The sequence below is a fragment of the Bacillus sp. R45 genome (genome assembly GCF_021729365.1).
GTDB lineage: Bacteria > Bacillota > Bacilli > Bacillales > Bacillaceae > Bacillus > Bacillus velezensis.
In genome coordinates, this window is sequence record NZ_CP091421.1 from 606,037 (window position 1) to 623,882 (window position 17,846).

Genomic DNA, 17,846 nt, shown 5'->3' on the forward strand with positions numbered 1-17,846 from the left:
ATACATGGGTTTTTTCAGAAATCAGTTAGCAAATGTGGTGGAATGGGAAGAATTCAGAGACGACATGGTTTTCTATAAATGGAACAACCGTGAAATTAAAAAAGGCAGCCGTCTGATCATCCGGCCGGGACAGGATGCCATCTTTTTATACAACGGGAAGATTGAAGGGATTTTCCGTGATGACGGCGATTATGATATCGAATCAGAAATCATTCCGTTTCTATCGACACTAAAAGGGTTTAAGTTTGGCTTTAACAGCGGCATGCGGGCGGAAGTGCTGTTTGTGAATACGAAGGAGTTCACCGTGAAGTGGGGCACAAAAAACGCCATCAACATTCCGGCGGCAGGAATGCCGGGCGGTATGCCGGTCCGCGCAAACGGCACATTTAACTTCAAGGTCATTGACTACATCGGATTGATTGATAAGATTGCGGGTGTCAAAGACAGCTATTTAGTGGAGGACATTAAAATCCGGATTACGTCTATTCTCGATCAGCTTTTGATGAAATGGATCACCAGAGAAGGAAAAGACATGTTCAATCTGCAGTCGAATTCATTTGAAATCGGAAAAGGGATTCAAGAAGATCTTGATATGCAGCTGATCGGAGACGGCATGTCGATTACGGGCTTCAATATTATGAGCTTTAACTATCCGCAGGAAGTTCAGGATATGATTACGAAAAACGCTTCTTACGGCATGGTGGGGGATGTGAACCGCTATCAGCAGATTTCCATGACGGACGGCATGTCATCCGGCAAAATGAGCGGAAGCGGCGCCGCCTCAGACATGGCGGGCATGATGATGGGAATGAATGTGGCAAATCAAATGATGAACCAAATGAATCAAAATCAGCAGAACCAGCCGCAGCAAAATCAAAGTCAGCAGAATCAGGGGACGGCACCGGCAAACGAATCGGAAGGAGCGGCTAAGCCGAAATTCTGTCCGAACTGCGGAACGAAAACGGAAGGCGCGAATTTTTGCCCGAATTGCGGACAGAAGCTTGCCTGACGATATACGAAAAAGAGGCCTTGTTTGGGCCTCTTTTTTTGTCATGATTTCATTGTTTGAACGATAAGGGATGTCAGCGCTTTTGATCCCTCAGGTATGAGATGGACGCCGTCCGGTGTGAAGTATTCAGGGTGCTGCAATGCTTTTGCGTGCCAATCGACAAGGGTCACATTTTTGCGTGACTCGGCCTGCCGGCGCAATGATTCGTTTACTTTGCTTTCCCACTGCCGCGGTACACGCGTGTTGACAAGATAGATATCGGCTTTTGAAAAGGAGCTGATCAGTGATTCAATTTGGCTGTTTGTGAAATAGCCATTCGTCCCTAACTCGATGATGACCGCTTTGTTCGGCTGATTAAATGACGCATATTCCGAAGTGAGCTGGAGTGCTTGAGAGACTTGTCTTCCTACCTTTCCGTCGATGGTGACATGAGGGAGGGACTGCCGCAGGTATGACGCAATGTCCAGCATCACCGAGTCACCGATGGCCAGCACGTCTTGCTGAGGCTGTGCTTGTTTTGAATCAGCCGTTTTTTGAGATGACCGTTCCTTTTTCTCGTCGGTTTTCTTCGTTTCTGATTTGTCTGCTGGTTCTTTCTTGTTTTTGTCTGACGCGGTATCCGTTTTTTCGCCGCCGTGTTTTTTCTTGCTGTCTTCTTCTTTTGCAGGCTGATCGTGATCGGCCGTTTTGTGCGAAGAGGCGGCTGTTTCTTGCTGATCATTCTGCGCGTACGTCCATTGCGGCTGTTTTTTCTCTTCGGCTATCCCTGACAGCCCGCCCGCAAATACGAGAATGGCGGCAAGAATGAGACCGAGCGACATTCTGCTGATGACAGAGGACGTCTTCCATTCCAGAAAGCGGTTCAGAAACACGCGGCGTAAAAATGGCCGGAAGCCCGCAGTGCGGATCGGCTGTTCAATGAAATGGTAAGATAGCTCGGCGAGAATGAAAGTGGCGCCGATTCTGACGGCGCAGTGCCAATAAACCGGATTTCCGATTTCCTGCACGGGTGTGCTCAGTACGAAAACCGGGTAATGCCAAAGGTAGATTCCGTATGATCTCGTTCCGATCCAGCGAAGCGGTTTCCATGAAAGAACATGTCCCAAAAAGCTGCTGGGATGGCATAAACATGCGACAAGAACCGCTGCGGTGATGCTGATCAAAAGCATGCCGCCCTTGTACAGGAAGGGTTCATATTCATCCGTGTAAAAGACGCAAAGCAGCAGCGCGGCAAAAGCGGCAAGCTCCGTCCCGTGAAGCAGGTGTTTCATGCTGCTCGGCAGCCGTTTGGAAGATAATCGTTTCATCGGCCACACTAAAGCTAAAGCGCAGCCGATCAGCAATTCAAATGACCGGGTATCCGTCCCGTAATAGACGCGGCTCGGATCTCCGCCGGGCACATACATCATACTCATTACGACTGCCGAACATAACGCGAGGAACATGACCGCCGCCGCAAGCCGGGCCCGTGTTTTACATATGTACATTCCCGCAAGCAGCAGGAAGGGCCATATGATATAAAACTGTTCTTCAATCGCCAGCGACCAAAGGTTTTTTAATGGCGAAGGGGAGCCGAAGCTGTCGAAATAAGAAAGTTGATGAAAGATAAACCACCAATTGCTTATGTAAAAAAGTGAGGAGACCGCATCTCCGCGTACGGTATGCAGGAGCTCGCTGTTAAACAATACGACCCAAATGACCGTCGTGATAATCATGAGATAAGCCGCCGGCAGAAGCCGTCTGATCCGGCGTACCCAAAAATCACGCAAATCAAGGGTGATGTTATTGCCCTGGGCAGGCAATATAATAGATGTAATTAAATACCCCGATAAAACAAAAAAGATATCAACACCAATGAAACCGCCGTCGGCCCAGTTAAAATTCAGATGATATGCGATAACTGCGAGGACGGCAAAGGCGCGAAGTCCATCCAGTCCGGGAATATAGCGGTGATGCAGTGACTTGTCTGACATGGTATTCCTCCAATAATGTGTGCGGAAATTCTCGCTGTTTTGCGGATAGCTATAGCTGATTTCTGTACAGTCTTCCATTTGTTCCGTTAATTAGACGCATTCGGAAGGGGATTTTGTTTCAGAAAAAATGTATGAAATGCTGTGATTTTCTTAAACTTTTCAGTCCCAGTCCGGCGTCTGTTATATGAAAAGGGTCCCTTATGCATCTTGGCTGTTGCGGGACGAAAGAAAAAATCCATGATCTGCGGATATCATGGATTTTTTTCTTTCTTTATCTGATGTAGCGGTCTCCGACAAGCAGCTTGGAGATGACGGAGGTCGGTATTGTAAACTCTGTAACGCCCATATATCCGGGTGCCGCTTCGTATTCATCAAATGAAATAACAAGTTTATGCTTATCTGTAATATAAAAATTCTGGTCGGCGCGGATGGCTTTAAAAGGCTCCGTCATATCATCTTCTTCGACCCAGTATATTTTATTCGGATCTTCTTTCATCTGTTTTTTCATTTGTTCTTTAATATTTTCGCTGATGACTTTAATATAACGGTCATCTTTAAATAAACTCTTTAACGTAAGCACGGCCTCATTCTTTTTATCAATCGTGATGTAACGGCTTTGCGTATAAGATGAAGCTTGCGTTTTTTCGATATCACGGCGGATTGAGATCAGATCCGCTGTGTCAGTAACGGTTTCATAATCGCTGTAAATACTGAGGTGGCCTTTTTTGCTTTTTGAGGTCGCCTTCATAAATTCCTGATACAGCTCTTTGCTTTCTTTCATATAATGCCGGTTGATGCTGTCTTCGAGTTTATGATCGGAAAGTCCGGACAGAGCGGGCGTTTTCACATCAATGCTTGATTGGTTCTTTTCTTCCTTCATCTCCGTGAATGTGATGGCTTGGACGACTTTGCCGATGACGGGGATTTTAGACATGGCTTGTGCGGCATCCGGGTTGATATTGACAACGGCGGTAAATAAGACGGCCGCAGCGACTGCCGCGGATGTCGGCCACATCACGATTCGTTTTTTCTTCGGTTTTTGCTGAAGGGCTTTTTCGACAATGCTGTCCAGTTCCTTAGGAATGGGCACACTTTTATACTCTTCTCTTAATTGTTCTAATCTCTTTTCCATTAAGAAAGATCCTCCTTCGTCAGCTGAATGCGCATGAGCTTCAGCCCCCTGTAAAGGCGTGTTTTGACGGTGTTGATGTTTTCCCCCGTGATGTCCGCGATTTCTTCTAATTTCAGGTCTTCAAAGAAACGCAGAATGATAATGGTTTTATATTGATGCGGCAGGTCATCAAGCGCTTCGTGAAGGTCTGTGTCTTTGTAGTGATCTTCCTTTCCTCGGCTTAAAAACTCGATCGTTTCATCATCCATCACTTTCAGTTTTTTCTGTTTGCGGAGAAAATCAATGGCCGTGCGCACTAAAATTTTATAAAACCAGCTTTTGATCACATCGGGGTTTTTGACGGATTCGACCGATGTCAGCGCTTTTTGAATTGATTCCTGAACAATATCTAACGCGTCATCCTTGTTCTTTACGTAACTGTACGCAAGCCGGTAAAAGTCTTCCTTGCGCTCAGTTATGCACGTCACAAGCGACGCTTTGGCTGTTTCGTTCTTCATTGCTTCAAAGGGCTCCTTTTTAAAAAATACGTATCATAGGCTGCTGCCTAAGGATAGACGGGACAGGGTGAAAAATAGTTTGCGCAGAGGGGATCATTTTTAAAAGGAAAAGGAAGGAAAGACGATGAGATGAAAAAAAGAGCCGGAACGGCTCTTTTTCGGATGTGTCTGATATTCAGCTGAACGGTTTAGTTCGGTTTGACTAAGATTTTCACTTGGTTTTTCTCTTTGATTAAAGCGCCGAAGCCTTCTTCAATCAGATCGTCGAGCACGATTTTTTTCGTGACGAGCTTATCTGCTGAGAAGTAGCCCTCTTTCATCAGTGCAAGAACGGAAGGGAAGATGTCGCGGTATCCGATAATCCCTTTTACGGTCCGTTCTTTGATGACGATATCGTTCGGATGAATTTCCGCTCCTTTTTCCCAGATGCTGACGATAACCGTTTCACCGGCAATGTTTGTTGACTGGATCGCCTGGCGGAGAACGACAGGAACGCCTGTTACTTCATAAGAAACATCAACGCCGCCGTTTGTGCGTTTAGCGATTTCTTCAACGACATCGTCCGTTTTTGACGGATCAATGATGATAGCGCCGAGTTCTTTCGCTTTTTCCTGACGTTCCGGTGAAAGTTCAACCGCGTAAATATCTGTGGCGCCGGCCGCTTTCAGGGCTTCAATTACAAGCAGCCCGATCGGTCCGCAGCCAAAAACTGCCGCCTTGTCGCCCGCTTTTAATTTGCTTTGGCGGACGGCGTAAAGCGCTACCGCTGACGGCTCAACAAGCGCGCCCTGTTCGTAAGAAAGCTCTTCAGGAAGCTTAAACAGCAATTCTTCGTCAACGGATACATATTCAGAAAATCCGCCGCCGCCTCCGGCTAAGCCTAAGAATCCCATTTGTTCATCAAGGTTATAGGCTCCCTGATGTCCGTGTGTGGCAAAAATCGGTTCCACGACGACACGGTCGCCGACGCTGTAATTTTTGACGCCTTCGCCCACTTCCACGACTTCTCCTGAGAATTCGTGACCCATCGTGACGGGCGCCATTTCGTTAGTTAACGGATGAGGTTCGCCGACCGGAATAAAGATCGGGCCTCCCAAATATTCATGAAGGTCGCTTCCGCAAATCCCGCACCATTTGACTTTAATTTTGACTTTACCCGGTTCTGCTTTAGGTTCATCAATGTTTTCGATTCGAATGTCTTTTTGATTGTGCCATCTTGCCGCTTTCATTGATTATCACTCCTAGTCTGATTGAAACGAGTATAGGTACATGATCAATATGAACCACGGTTAAAAGGAATAAAGTGCTTCCTAAAGCCTGATTTCTCAAAATATATCATATTATGCAACTATCAATAGGCCTTATAAAAAGTCCATATTGAATGCAGAAATACTCTATGAATATTATAACGCTAATGAATTAAATTTTGTAGTATAATTTACCATGGAATTATATAGAACAGGTAATTGTGCCGTCGTTATGTGCATGTCTCGTCACGTTGTAATGAACATGTAAAGTGATTGAAATATTATAATCGTCTTCTTGGTGTATAATTTTGCCTAGAATAAAGAATCAGGAGGACGAAAGCTTGAAGAAGTTATTCTTAGCCTTATTGATTTTAGCAGGAAGCACGCTGGGAGCGATCAGTTTCTCTTCTGATGCAAGTGCTAAAAAAGTGAACGGAAATATTACATGGTATAATGGAGTCGGTAAAAAAGGATCTTCCGGTAAAAAACTGGGACACTGGGATTGCGCGACAAAATTAGGATTTGACGTTCCGAGAAACGGAACGAAAATCAGAGCTTATGCGAAAGCAAAACCAAAAAAGGTTATCACAGTATACAAAAATGATGTAGGCCGTCTGCCGAATGCCGTATTGGATGTCAGCCCGAAAGCGTTCAAAGCGCTCGGATATCCGTTAAGCAAAGGAAGAGTATCCGGACACTACAGCTATTAAAATAGACCATCTTAAAAAGCAAGGACTCTGATTCTTGCTTTTTCTGATTGACGGAGAGATTGATAATGAAGAAGAAACGATGGATCTGGATGTTGCTGGCCGCCGTTTTGGCGGCGGCGGTTATCGCGTCCGTTTTACTGATTAAAGGAAAAAGCGACGGCGGCGGAAAAGCCGTTGTCTCCGGCGGCCATGACAAGCTGCTTGTTTCCATTACAGACAAAGATCTGATGACGAAATATTACGAGGACGACCGCGTGCTGTACGAGGAAAAGCTTTCGGCATATCCGGCGTTTGCACTGGATGACGCCCATCAGGTGCTCTATTTTGTCGGGAATAATGACCAAAATGAGATGCGTCTGTATAAGCTTGAGCTGAAGACGAAGAAGAAGACGGTGCTTTATAAAGGAACGGCAAGCGCTGACAGTCTGTTTTTATCAAAGGATCTGACGCACATTTATTTCCGTCTCGGAAAAGCGGATGAAGACATTTTCCGTCTCGCATCTTTTGATTTGAAAACGAAACGTTATGAAAATCTGTATCCTGCCGCCGATGAGAAAGACGACAGTGTAAGCAGCTTCTTTTATAACCGCAGCCAAAACGATTTTGCGCTTCTGCATTATTCCGTAAAAGAGGATTATCAAAAAACGGATGAGGCAAATGAGAAGGGGATTGACCCTGAACCGACGAATATCCGATTTGCAGCAGGAGAGGGCGAACACCTTCAGGACCTGACAAACCTTGAACAGTTTATCAGCGGCGTGGCGGTGTCACCGGACGGTAAGAACCTTGTCTTTACATCTTATACACAAAAAGGGACGGAACAAAAAGCGTCCATCCGTCTGATGAATGTCAAAACGAAAAAAGATGAAACGATTATCTCAAACGGGAAGGATTTCGCTCCGCTGATTGATGCCCAGCCTCAGTTTTCTAAAGACGGCAGCATCATTTATTTCATGGCGGAAGCAAAAGGCGCTAAGCGACTGAAGGATGAAACGGGGCGGAATGCGAAGGTCCGGACCATTTATGCTTATCATTTGGATACGAAAAAATGCGAAAAAGTCTGGGAAAATGACCACGGCATTATCAATAGTTTTTCCGTCATCCAATCATGAAAAAAACACTCAGCGCCCGCTGGGTGTTTTTTAATGAACAAAGCTGGCTGCGGCTGAGGCGAGCCATTTGAAAAAACGGAGAATCGGAACGGCAAAATGAAGCGTTTCGATGAATGACTGTGCGGCAAGGTTCATTTTCCGCCGTTTTGCCATTTCCTTCAGATCTTTCTGCTGCCGATCGTTTTTCATGTTCATTGCTCCTTTGCATCATAAAAGGACATGATAACGCAAAGGCCTCTCATGAGACATGGAGGCCTTCTCTATGTTGAGACTCGTAAAAGGGAGGTCTAACTTGATGCCGTTTGATTATTGTTTTGGAGATTTACCAACGAACGGACGCCGTCGATCATTTTACTGCCGCAAAGGGGGCAAGTCGGGGTATCACTGCCGGCAAAATTCTTTCTGCTCCAGCCGATACAGTCCTCTTTTGTGCATTCCCACGTACTGACATCTTCTTTAGGCAGCGGTTCCTGATTACGTTTGTTGTAGTAAGACATAAAGTCACTTCTTCCCTTATGAATTTTCGTGCACTCCTTCATTGTCTCATACTTTTCCCTAATCTCCTAATTCCTTTTTCTATCCAGATTTCCAATGAGGGTGCATCGTCTTCCTGTTATTACAGTATATGCAAAAAAGCGCCTTCTTATTTTTTCTTTTTGGATAAATAAAAAAAGCCCCTTCTGGAGAAAGGGGGGGATGTTTGTTTACTGCTTATCCGTGACGTCCATCGGTCTCATCATGTCGTAATCTTCGTGCTCTAAAATATGACAGTGCCATACGTAGCGTCCGCTGTAAGGAGCGAAAGTCGCCGCGATTCTGATGACTTCCCCCGAGTGCGCCTGCACGGTGTCTTTCCAGCCTTTTTCACTTGGAGGAGGCGGGACGGCGGGGCCTGTATACACAATGTCGCCGAATTTGTTATAACGCTCTAAGTCAAAGGGACGCCGGTCAAGGATTTGGAAGGAAACAAGGTGCAGGTGTATCGGATGGGTTCCCCCCATCGGATTGATAATCGACCAGATTTCCGTTGCGCCGAGCTTCGGCGCTTCTGTCACAGGATCATGCCATCGCTTGTTATTCAGCGTCAAAACGGGCCGGCCGTATTTGTCTTGCGTATTTGTGAGTTTCAGTGTCCTGATGTTGTGTATTCTTTTTGATGTTACATTAGGCATTGTTGAAAGATATTTAGGCTTCCGGCTTGTGTCTTCTCCCTTCAGCGGTTTTGTGACGCGGAATTGCATCACATTGGCGTCTGTATCCGGATCGACGTCGCCCCCGCAGCCGGTGCCGTTCGTTAAAATGATATGTTCTCCGTCAAAGGCGGAGAAATCGATGAGCACATCATACCGCTCGGCCGGGGCTAAGCTGATAGATTGTGTTTTGACAGAGCGGGGAAGCAGTCCGCCGTCAGAACCGATTTGGATAAACTTCCCGCCGTTATTGAGCGAGAGAGAAAATGTTCTCGTATTGGAGGCATTAAGGATGCGGAAACGATATGTCCGCGGTTCAACTTCCATATACGGCCACGCTTTACCATTGACGAGAATGGTATTTCCGCAAAAAAACGGGACGATGGAAGGGTCGGGCAGCGTTTCGGAAGGATTAGCAGGTCCGCTTGGATAAGACAAGGAACCGTCGTCATTTAACGTGCGGTCCAAAATCATAAGCGGTACGTCGTACTCTCCGGAGGGAAGCTTCAGCTGCTTTTCTTTTCGCTCGCGGATGATATACATCCCGGCAAGCCCGGCGTACACATTGAGCCTCGTAATCGCCATGGCGTGATCGTGATACCATAACAGAGCCCCGCGCTGTTTGTTTGGATAATGGTATACCTCTTTCTCAAAATAAGGACCCGTTTCCTTAAAATCCTTTGTGAACCAGGCTTCCGGGTAGCCGTCGCTGTCCGGCGGCGTTGCTCCTCCGTGTAAATGGACGACGGTTTTGACATCGGGTTCCTGATGGCCGCTTTCTGAATGGTGAATGGTATGATCCACGGGCAGAAAGTGCTTATCCGGCAGGTCATTCATCCATTTAATATAGACGTTTTCATCTTTGTTCACGTCGATCGTCGGGCCGGGAAACAAACCGTTATACCCCCAAAGCCGGGTCGGCGGGAGATCGCGGTGCAGCTTGTGAAAGCATTCCTTCATGGTGACTTCATAATACGTGCTGCCGTCTGATTTCTTCTGCGGCTGGAGTGTTTCGATAATCGGCAGTTCATCTGCAAATTTTTCTAGTGCCATTTTTCATCCTGTCCTTATCATTTATTGAAATCCTGTACTACAGTTAATGCTGCCTGGAACAGGTTGGTTAAAAAAACACCCGCCCTTTTTTGAGAGGGGGGTGTTTGCGGTTATTGCGCAACACGGCTTTCGGAAGCGCTCTCTTTCGGTTTTTGTTTTTTGCGGAATACATATGAGGCAAGTACCAGCAGAGTAATAAATCCTGTCAGCAGAAATTCAGAACGCATTGAACTGATAAACAGCATAGATAACAAGATGGCGCAAATGGCGATGATCGTCAGGTAGGTTAAGTACGGATAGAACCACATTTTGATTTTAAGAGATTCAGGGTTTGTCCGTTCGATTTTCTTTCTCATTCTCAGATGTGAGACGGCGATGACGAGATAGACGAGCAGTGCGATCGCCCCTGATGAATTGACCAGGAACAAAAATACGGAGTCGGGAGAAAAGTAGTTCATAACAACGGCAATGTAGGAGAAAAAGGTGCCGGCGATAATGGCTTGAACCGGTACGCCTCTTTTACTCAGTTTCATAAAACGCCGCGGCGCTTCATTTCGCTCTGCCAGTGAATACAGCATCCGTGACGTCGTATAAAGCCCGGAGTTCAGGCAGGACAGAACGGCTGTCAGGACGATGAAATTCATGATTTGAGCGGCTGCGGGAACCCCGATATGGCTCAAAACGGCAACGAAGGGGCTCTCCAAAATATTGGCTGAATCCCATGGCAGCAGTGTGACCACAACCGCAATGGAGCCGACGTAAAAAATAATGATCCGCCAAACGACTGAGCGGGTCGCCTTTGTGACGGATTCGACCGGATTTGACGTTTCTCCCGCTGCGATTGCGACGATTTCAGATCCCATGAAAGAAAAAATGACAACGACGATACCGAGCAGAACGGAACTTGGACCTTTAGGGAAAAATCCGCCGCTGCCCGCCAGATTTTCCAGCCCGACCGGCTTGCTGCCGGGAACGATTCCGAAAATGAACGCAAATCCCGCGATTAAGAAGACAACGATCGTCGCTACCTTCACTAAGGAAAGCCAGTATTCAAATTCGCCGAACGATTTAACTGAATAAATATTCGTCAGTGTTAACAGCACGGTCAGAAGCAGACTCGTCAGCCATAACGGAATGCCCGGGAACCAGTACTGTATGATTCCGGCGCCTGCAATGGCTTCAATGGCAATGACGATGACCCAGAAAAACCAATACAGCCATCCGATCGTAAAACCGGCCCAAGGACCGATGGCGTCATGCGCGTACTGTGAAAACGAACCGCTTGTCGGGTTGACGGAGGACATTTCCCCCAGCATTCTCATAATAAAAATCACTAATAATCCTGCTAAAGCGTAGGAGACAATCGCTCCGGGTCCGGTGGAATGAATGACTGATCCGCTTCCGACAAATAATCCGGCGCCGATCACGCCGGCAATTGAAATCATGGTCATATGCCGGGTTTTTAATCCCTTAGATAAAGAGTTAGGCTGATTCATTCTTTGCCTCCTTTTGGTTTGTTTATGCTGAATATTCCGACAAGTATTATTCTATCATAAATGCCACAGACAGTTGAAAATGATGTAAGAAAATATGACATTTTTTTCTCATCCGTACAGCAGTAGTGCCGGGATGAAAGAGGAATATGCCATTGACCATTCACACGTTCATATGGAGCCTCTCCAGCTGAAATAAAGCTTCCTTTCTAAAGGGAGCTTTTTTCCTTTTTCGGACTGGAAACAATTCGCTGGAAACGTTTTTTTATACTGTTTATATTTTGTGGTAAAGTTAGGTTACGATAATTGAAATTTGAGAGATGACTAGGAGGAGAAGAATGGCTTATAAAGAAGAGCTGCATCCGCTGCTGGAGAAAGCCGTTGAGCATATTGAAAACATCATCATAGGAAAACGGGATATCGCCATACTCAGTCTGGCCGCCATTCTCGCAAAAGGGCATGTGCTGCTGGAAGACGTGCCGGGAGTCGGAAAAACGATGATGGTCCGGGCTTTGGCCAAGCTGATCGGAGCTGACTTTAAGAGGATTCAGTTCACGCCGGATCTTCTGCCGTCAGATGTGACGGGTGTCTCTATTTATAATACGAAAACAATGGAATTTGAATACCGCCCGGGACCGATCATGGGGAATATCGTGCTGGCTGATGAAATTAACAGAACCTCTCCGAAAACGCAGTCTTCCCTGCTTGAGGCGATGGAGGAAGGGAATGTCACGATTGACGGAAAGACAATGCGGCTGGCTGAGCCGTTTTTCGTCATGGCCACACAAAACCCGGTTGAATATGAAGGAACGTATCCGCTTCCCGAAGCCCAGCTTGACCGGTTTTTATTTAAGCTGCGCATGGGCTACCCGACTGCCGAGGAGGAGCTTCGGGTTCTGTCTTTGCAGGAAGGGCGCAATCCGCTTGAAACAATCGAGCCCGTCATTTCTAAAGAACAGTTCATCACCCTCCAGCAAAAACTGGAGCAGGTGCGGGTGGATGATGGAATTAAAGCGTATATCGTCGGCATTACTCAGCATACCCGCCGGCATCCGTCCGTACATCTGGGCGTCAGCCCGCGCGGTTCAATTTCATTAATGAAAGCCGCGCAGGCGTACGCGCTGCTTCATGACCGCGATTACGTCATTCCTGATGACGTCCAGTATTTGGCTCCGTATACGCTGCCGCACAGAATGATCTTGACCGCCGAGGCGAAATTTAACGATGTGACGCCGGAAGCGGTTATAGAAGACATCATGCAAACGGAAAAAGTTCCCGTTCAAAGGATGTCGGTCCGCTAATGAGAAAGAAGATGCATTGGCTTCTATATGGCTGGAAGCTGCTTATGTTGGCCGTACTGACGGCGGCTGTCTTTTCTTATGCCATGTTTCAGGGCGGATTTGTGAGCTGGTTTTTATTTTATGCGTTTTTGCCGTTTACCGTTTACGCCGGGCTGGTCGCTGTGTACCCGCTGCGGGCGTTTCAGGTGACGCGTGACGTGTCCTCCGCCCAGTTAACCTCAGGCGACAGGCTGTCTGTCACCATCAGGCTGACGAGGCGCCTGCCGTTTCCGCTGACATATATGGTCATTGAAGATGTGATGCCGGAAACGCTTGGCGAGAGGTGCAGTGCGAAACAGCTTGTGTTTCCGTGGTTTCAAAGGAAGCTGACGTTACAATATGAGCTGCCGCAGGTGCCGCGCGGAGAGCATCATTTACATACGATCAGAGTGCGGACGGGAGATGTTCTGGGGCTTTTGGACAAGACGGCGTCGTTTTCCGTAACGGATACGGTTCTGGTTTTCCCGGCGTACGGGCCTGTTCACTATAAGCCGCAGGCTGCATCCGGAGAAGAGGGTGCGGGTGCCGGTGCTCCGTTTCAGGTACACCGCACAGCAATGGCTGCGAGCGTCAGAAATTATCAGCCGGGCGACCGGTTTTCCGCACTTGACTGGAAAACATCGGCGCGTCGAAATGAGCTGATGACGAAGGAATTTGACCCGCTGCAGAGTATGAATATGATTCTCCTTTTGGACTGCAGGCCGTCCCCTTCGTTTGAAGCCGCGGTGTCAGCTTCGGCATCCCTGCTTTACACGGCGCTTGTGAAGGGCTCTCCCGCAGGATTTATTTCATTGGGGAGCGACCGGACTGTATTTCCCGTCCGGGAGGGAGACCGGCATTTCAGAAAGATGCTGCGTTACCTGGCATCAGCTTCAGAATCGGAAGAAGCCGATGAAGGCGGGCGTTTAGGGAAAGAACTAGGTAAAGCTTCCATTGCCGTCGTGACGGGCAGTCTTACAGAAGACCTTCTCAAACAGGCTGAGCCCGGCCGTGCTGACATGACGGTGTTTTTGGCGAAAGAAACGAATGCCGCGCTTTCGGAGAAAGAACGGAAACTCGCTCTCATCTTCGCTCAGAAAAATATTAAGGTGCAAATGATCAGGGGCAAACAGGTGTCCCATGTTGTTTAGAAAGAGAGGTGGCGCGCCATGCCGCATGACGAGAACCAGGGAAGCAGGCTGAGTCTGCTGCTGTTTTATTTTCTCGCTTTTTTATTGTTATGGGAATGGCTCAGGCCGCTGCACAATTTTACGGATACAAAACATACCGGTTTTTTCATCGTTTTTATCGGTTTGGCATTTCTGCTGTCATTCTTCCGGATGAGGTGGTACGTCACCGTGCCGTCCTGCATTCTGTTTACGTTGATCAGTATTCACATCCTGTTTTATAAAGGTTCTATTTTTCAGCCGGAATGGCTCGTTTCTTTTTTGCGGGACGTGATGCAAAATGCCCGCCACATCGGGACCGGAAGATGGAATGATATGAATCCGTCATTCCGCACGTTGCTGTTTTTTGTGCTTTTATGGCTGCTCGTGTATTTGCTGCATTACTGGGTGATCTATCAGCGGAAAATATTATTCTTTTTTATCATGACGGTGGCGTATATCACCGTGCTTGATACGTTTACTCCTTATGATGCCGCGTACGCCGTCATCCGGATCGTCTTTATCGGCTTTTTGATGATGGGGCTTTTGTATATGGAGCGCATCCGGCTTACGGAACACATAGCGTTTAAAAAAAGATTGATACTCAAATGGTTTCTGCCGCTGATGCTGTTTATCTGCGCTTCCGTCGTGTTCGGTCTGGCGGCTCCGAAATCAGACCCGAACTGGCCGGATCCCGTGCCGTTTCTAAAAAAAATCACAAACCACAAAGAAGTGCCCGCCGCCGAAAGCAAAATCGGCTACGGCAATCATGATGAAACATTGGGCGGTCCTTTTCAGGAGGATGATACGCCGGTTTTTACATGGAAGGGAAAAGAACGGGCGTACTTCCGGGTGGAAACGAAAGATACATACACGGGGAAAGGCTGGGTGGAGACCGATCAGGGCATGTCCTATAAACTGAACGGCGGCAATGTGGAAGATATATGGTTTGACCGGAGTGTGCAGACGAGACGGTATACGGCACAGGTGTCCATTGATGAGAATTATCTCTATAATCACGTCATGTATCCGATCGGCGTCTCCAATATTAAACCGAAGCACTCGATTCAGCTTGAAATGAACGGAAACACCGAGCAAATTACGCCGGTCAGTGAACAAGTGGGCAACATCCGCAATATGGGACGGTACACGGTGACTTTTCAGGCGCCCGTCTTTAAGCTGAATGATCTCAGAAAAGTGAAAGTGAAACGATACCGTGAGCAGAATCAATTCAATGACCGGTATTTACAGGTCCCCGACAGCCTTCCGAAAAGAGTGCGACAGCTTGCGGACAGACTGACGCGGGATCATCATAATATGTTCGATAAAGCGAAGGCGATCGAGGATTATCTCGGATCTTCCGCATTTTCGTATAATACACAGGATGTCGCGGTTCCGGAGCACAATCAGGATTATGTCGATCAATTTCTGTTTGAAACGAAAAGAGGATATTGTGATAACTTTTCATCGGCAATGGCCGTGCTGCTCCGCTCTGCGGGAATTCCCGCCCGTTGGGTGAAGGGCTATACATCCGGTGAATATAAAGGGGCAGGCGACCATAACGGCCACATTTATGAAGTCACAAACAACAACGCCCATTCGTGGGTAGAAGTGTATTTTCCCGATCAGGGCTGGGTGACGTTTGAGCCGACAAAAGGCTTCACCAATCCGACGGAGTTTACGTCAGAGCAAAATCATACCGCGGCAAAAGACAGCGGAGGCTCAGCGGGGAATTCGGATTCACCGTCTGACAAGCAGCGTCAGGAAACAAAGCCGGAAAAAGAAGAAACACCGAAAAAGCGGGATCACAGCGCGGCACCGCAGCCTGTGATCCGCAACAAAACCGCGGCACACCTGTGGCCGTATGCAACCATCGTCATCGTAATTTCAGCCGCGGCGGCACTCGCCTGGCTGTTCCGGGTGCGCTGGATTCCGCACGTTACAGCAGCCAGATTGAAGCGGCGAACGGATGAAGACGTCTTTTTCGACGCATATGCCGCGCTGCTCCGCCAGCTGAAACGAAAAGGGTTCAGCAGGGGAGACGGAGAAACGCTCCGCGATTTTGCCGCAAGGGTTGATGAGGCGCACCATACAAACGACATGTCCGAGCTGACGCTGCGCTATGAGCGTGCTTTATACCGCAGCGATAATGCCGCAAAGCTTTGGAATGAATCGGGACAGTTGTGGGAAAATATAATTAAAAGAAGATAGTCTTGACCGCATATCGTCCTGTTGTTAGAATATATGAATGTTAAATGGGAGCCCGGGAGCGTTAAAAAGCCGGGCTTCCGGACAAGTCTTGCCGACAGAGGGCTGAACGTGTGTCCTCCGTTTTTTCTGTGTCAAAAACTTAGAGGAGATTAGGTGACAACCATGACGAAGTTAGTGAATGAAATGATTCTTGTTCTTGATTTCGGCAGTCAGTATAACCAGCTGATTACCCGCCGGATCCGTGAATTTGGCGTATATAGCGAGCTGCATCCCCATACGTTGACAGCTGAGGAAATCAAAGAAATGAATCCAAAAGGAATTATCCTTTCAGGCGGACCGAACAGTGTATATGATGAAGGATCTTTCCGCTGTGATGAAAAAATCTTTGAACTCGATATTCCTGTATTGGGCATCTGCTACGGCATGCAGCTGATGACTCATTACCTCGGAGGGAAAGTCGAGGCGGCAAGCCAGCGCGAATACGGAAAAGCGAACATTCAGATTCAAGGAACTCCAGACTTGTTCAAGGATCTTCCGGAAGAACAAGTTGTCTGGATGAGCCACGGCGACTTAGTCGTACAAGTGCCGGAAGGATTTACGGTAGACGCGACGAGCCATCACTGCCCGAACTCGGCGATGAGCAAAAAAGACAAAAAATGGTACGGTGTGCAGTTCCATCCGGAAGTCCGTCATTCAGAATACGGAAATGACCTTCTGAAAAACTTTGTCTTCGGGCCTTGTGAATGTAAAGGCGAATGGTCAATGGAAAACTTTATCGAAATCGAAATGCAAAAAATCCGCGAAACAGTCGGAGACAAGCAGGTTCTTTGCGCGCTAAGCGGCGGTGTTGATTCCTCTGTTGTGGCCGCTTTAATTCATAAAGCGATCGGCGACCAGCTGACTTGTATTTTCGTCGATCACGGCCTGCTTCGTAAAGGCGAAGCTGAAGGCGTCATGAAAACGTTCAGCGAAGGCTTTAATATGAATGTCATTAAAGTTGATGCGAAAGACAGATTCTTAAACAAGCTGAAAGGTGTTTCTGATCCTGAGCAAAAACGCAAAATCATCGGCAACGAATTCATTTACGTATTTGATGATGAAGCGGACAAGCTGAAAGGCATCGATTACCTTGCGCAAGGAACGCTTTACACGGATATTATCGAGAGCGGTACTGCAACGGCGCAAACGATCAAATCGCATCACAATGTCGGCGGACTTCCTGAAGATATGCAGTTTGAACTGATCGAGCCGCTGAACACCCTTTTCAAAGACGAAGTGCGCGCGCTTGGCACAGAGCTCGGCCTTCCGGATGATATCGTATGGCGTCAGCCGTTCCCGGGCCCTGGACTTGGCATCCGCGTACTCGGTGAAGTAACGGAAGAAAAACTTGAGATCGTTCGTGAATCAGACGCGATTCTGCGTGAAGAAGTGGCGAACCACGGCCTTGAGCGCGACATCTGGCAGTACTTCACGGTTCTTCCTGACATCCGCAGCGTCGGCGTCATGGGAGATGCGAGAACGTATGATTACACAATCGGTATCCGTGCCGTAACATCAATTGACGGCATGACATCTGACTGGGCGCGTATCCCTTGGGATGTGCTTGAAGTGATTTCAACACGGATCGTCAACGAAGTGAAACACATCAACCGCGTCGTGTATGACATTACGAGCAAGCCGCCTGCAACGATTGAGTGGGAATAAATGAAGATAAAAAACGTCTCTTTTAAAAAA

The 17,846-nt window shown here is 47.6% G+C and carries 15 protein-coding genes; 7 read left to right on the forward strand and 8 right to left on the reverse strand.

Annotation, left to right across the window (positions count from 1 at the left end; translation table 11 throughout):
• The first annotated feature begins 4 nt into the window (after nucleotides 1–4).
• Nucleotides 5–1,009 carry an SPFH domain-containing protein gene (locus L3V45_RS03190; RefSeq protein ID WP_044053010.1) on the forward strand — a complete coding sequence of 335 codons (1,005 nt, stop codon included), beginning with the start codon at nucleotides 5–7 and terminating at the stop codon, nucleotides 1,007–1,009.
• A 41-nt stretch (nucleotides 1,010–1,050) separates the two neighbouring features.
• Here L3V45_RS03190 and L3V45_RS03195 read toward each other — a convergent pair whose 3' ends face one another.
• The 4 genes from L3V45_RS03195 to L3V45_RS03210 all read right to left on the reverse strand — a co-directional run bounded on the left by L3V45_RS03195 (nucleotide 1,051) and on the right by L3V45_RS03210 (nucleotide 5,840).
• Entirely contained in the window at nucleotides 1,051–2,982 is a 1,932-nt protein-coding gene (locus tag L3V45_RS03195; RefSeq protein WP_044053009.1) for an acyltransferase family protein, read from the reverse strand.
• A gap of 271 nt (nucleotides 2,983–3,253) precedes the next feature.
• Entirely contained in the window at nucleotides 3,254–4,114 is an 861-nt protein-coding gene (gene rsiV, locus L3V45_RS03200) for an anti-sigma-V factor RsiV (RefSeq protein ID WP_014304535.1), read from the reverse strand.
• On the reverse strand, nucleotides 4,114–4,611 hold the full coding sequence (locus tag L3V45_RS03205; protein WP_003155802.1) for an RNA polymerase sigma factor SigV: 498 nt from the start codon (nucleotides 4,609–4,611) through the stop codon (nucleotides 4,114–4,116). The genes rsiV and L3V45_RS03205 overlap by 1 nt, the downstream gene beginning before the upstream one ends.
• A gap of 188 nt (nucleotides 4,612–4,799) precedes the next feature.
• A complete protein-coding gene (locus L3V45_RS03210; protein ID WP_003155800.1) occupies nucleotides 4,800–5,840 on the reverse strand; it encodes a 2,3-butanediol dehydrogenase in 1,041 nt (346 codons plus the stop codon).
• A 359-nt stretch (nucleotides 5,841–6,199) separates the two neighbouring features.
• On the opposite strand from L3V45_RS03210, the gene L3V45_RS03215 reads away from it, so the two are divergent.
• Nucleotides 6,200–6,568, forward strand: a complete 369-nt coding sequence (locus L3V45_RS03215; protein ID WP_003155798.1) for a septal ring lytic transglycosylase RlpA family protein — start codon at nucleotides 6,200–6,202, stop codon at nucleotides 6,566–6,568.
• 65 nt (nucleotides 6,569–6,633) lie between these two features.
• Nucleotides 6,634–7,680 carry a TolB family protein gene (locus L3V45_RS03220; RefSeq protein ID WP_069013106.1) on the forward strand — a complete coding sequence of 349 codons (1,047 nt, stop codon included), beginning with the start codon at nucleotides 6,634–6,636 and terminating at the stop codon, nucleotides 7,678–7,680.
• A gap of 30 nt (nucleotides 7,681–7,710) precedes the next feature.
• Here L3V45_RS03220 and L3V45_RS03225 read toward each other — a convergent pair whose 3' ends face one another.
• The 4 genes from L3V45_RS03225 to gabP form a co-directional block, all read right to left on the reverse strand.
• Nucleotides 7,711–7,869, reverse strand: coding sequence for a hypothetical protein (locus L3V45_RS03225; RefSeq protein ID WP_003155794.1), 159 nt, complete (start codon nucleotides 7,867–7,869; stop codon nucleotides 7,711–7,713).
• A gap of 98 nt (nucleotides 7,870–7,967) precedes the next feature.
• On the reverse strand, nucleotides 7,968–8,177 hold the full coding sequence (locus L3V45_RS03230; protein WP_007408879.1) for a cold-shock protein: 210 nt from the start codon (nucleotides 8,175–8,177) through the stop codon (nucleotides 7,968–7,970).
• A 207-nt stretch (nucleotides 8,178–8,384) separates the two neighbouring features.
• Nucleotides 8,385–9,923: an outer spore coat copper-dependent laccase CotA gene (gene cotA / locus L3V45_RS03235; protein WP_003155789.1), complete on the reverse strand. Its 1,539-nt coding sequence runs from the start codon at nucleotides 9,921–9,923 to the stop codon at nucleotides 8,385–8,387.
• Between the two features lie 110 nt (nucleotides 9,924–10,033).
• A complete protein-coding gene (gene gabP / locus L3V45_RS03240) occupies nucleotides 10,034–11,419 on the reverse strand; it encodes a GABA permease (RefSeq protein ID WP_012116987.1) in 1,386 nt (461 codons plus the stop codon).
• A gap of 335 nt (nucleotides 11,420–11,754) precedes the next feature.
• Here gabP and L3V45_RS03245 point away from each other — a divergent pair, with 335 nt between their 5' ends.
• The 4 genes from L3V45_RS03245 (at nucleotide 11,755) to guaA (ending at nucleotide 17,816) form a co-directional block, all read left to right on the forward strand.
• Nucleotides 11,755–12,717 (forward strand): AAA family ATPase, encoded by a 963-nt coding sequence (locus L3V45_RS03245; protein ID WP_025853956.1) that lies wholly within the window; start codon nucleotides 11,755–11,757, stop codon nucleotides 12,715–12,717.
• Entirely contained in the window at nucleotides 12,717–13,886 is a 1,170-nt protein-coding gene (locus L3V45_RS03250; protein ID WP_236837250.1) for a DUF58 domain-containing protein, read from the forward strand. The genes L3V45_RS03245 and L3V45_RS03250 overlap by 1 nt, the downstream gene beginning before the upstream one ends.
• 18 nt (nucleotides 13,887–13,904) lie before the next feature.
• Nucleotides 13,905–16,112: a DUF4129 domain-containing transglutaminase family protein gene (locus tag L3V45_RS03255; RefSeq protein WP_236837251.1), complete on the forward strand. Its 2,208-nt coding sequence runs from the start codon at nucleotides 13,905–13,907 to the stop codon at nucleotides 16,110–16,112.
• A gap of 162 nt (nucleotides 16,113–16,274) precedes the next feature.
• On the forward strand, nucleotides 16,275–17,816 hold the full coding sequence (gene guaA, locus L3V45_RS03260) for a glutamine-hydrolyzing GMP synthase (RefSeq protein ID WP_003155784.1): 1,542 nt from the start codon (nucleotides 16,275–16,277) through the stop codon (nucleotides 17,814–17,816).
• Nucleotides 17,817–17,846: the final 30 nt, after the last annotated feature.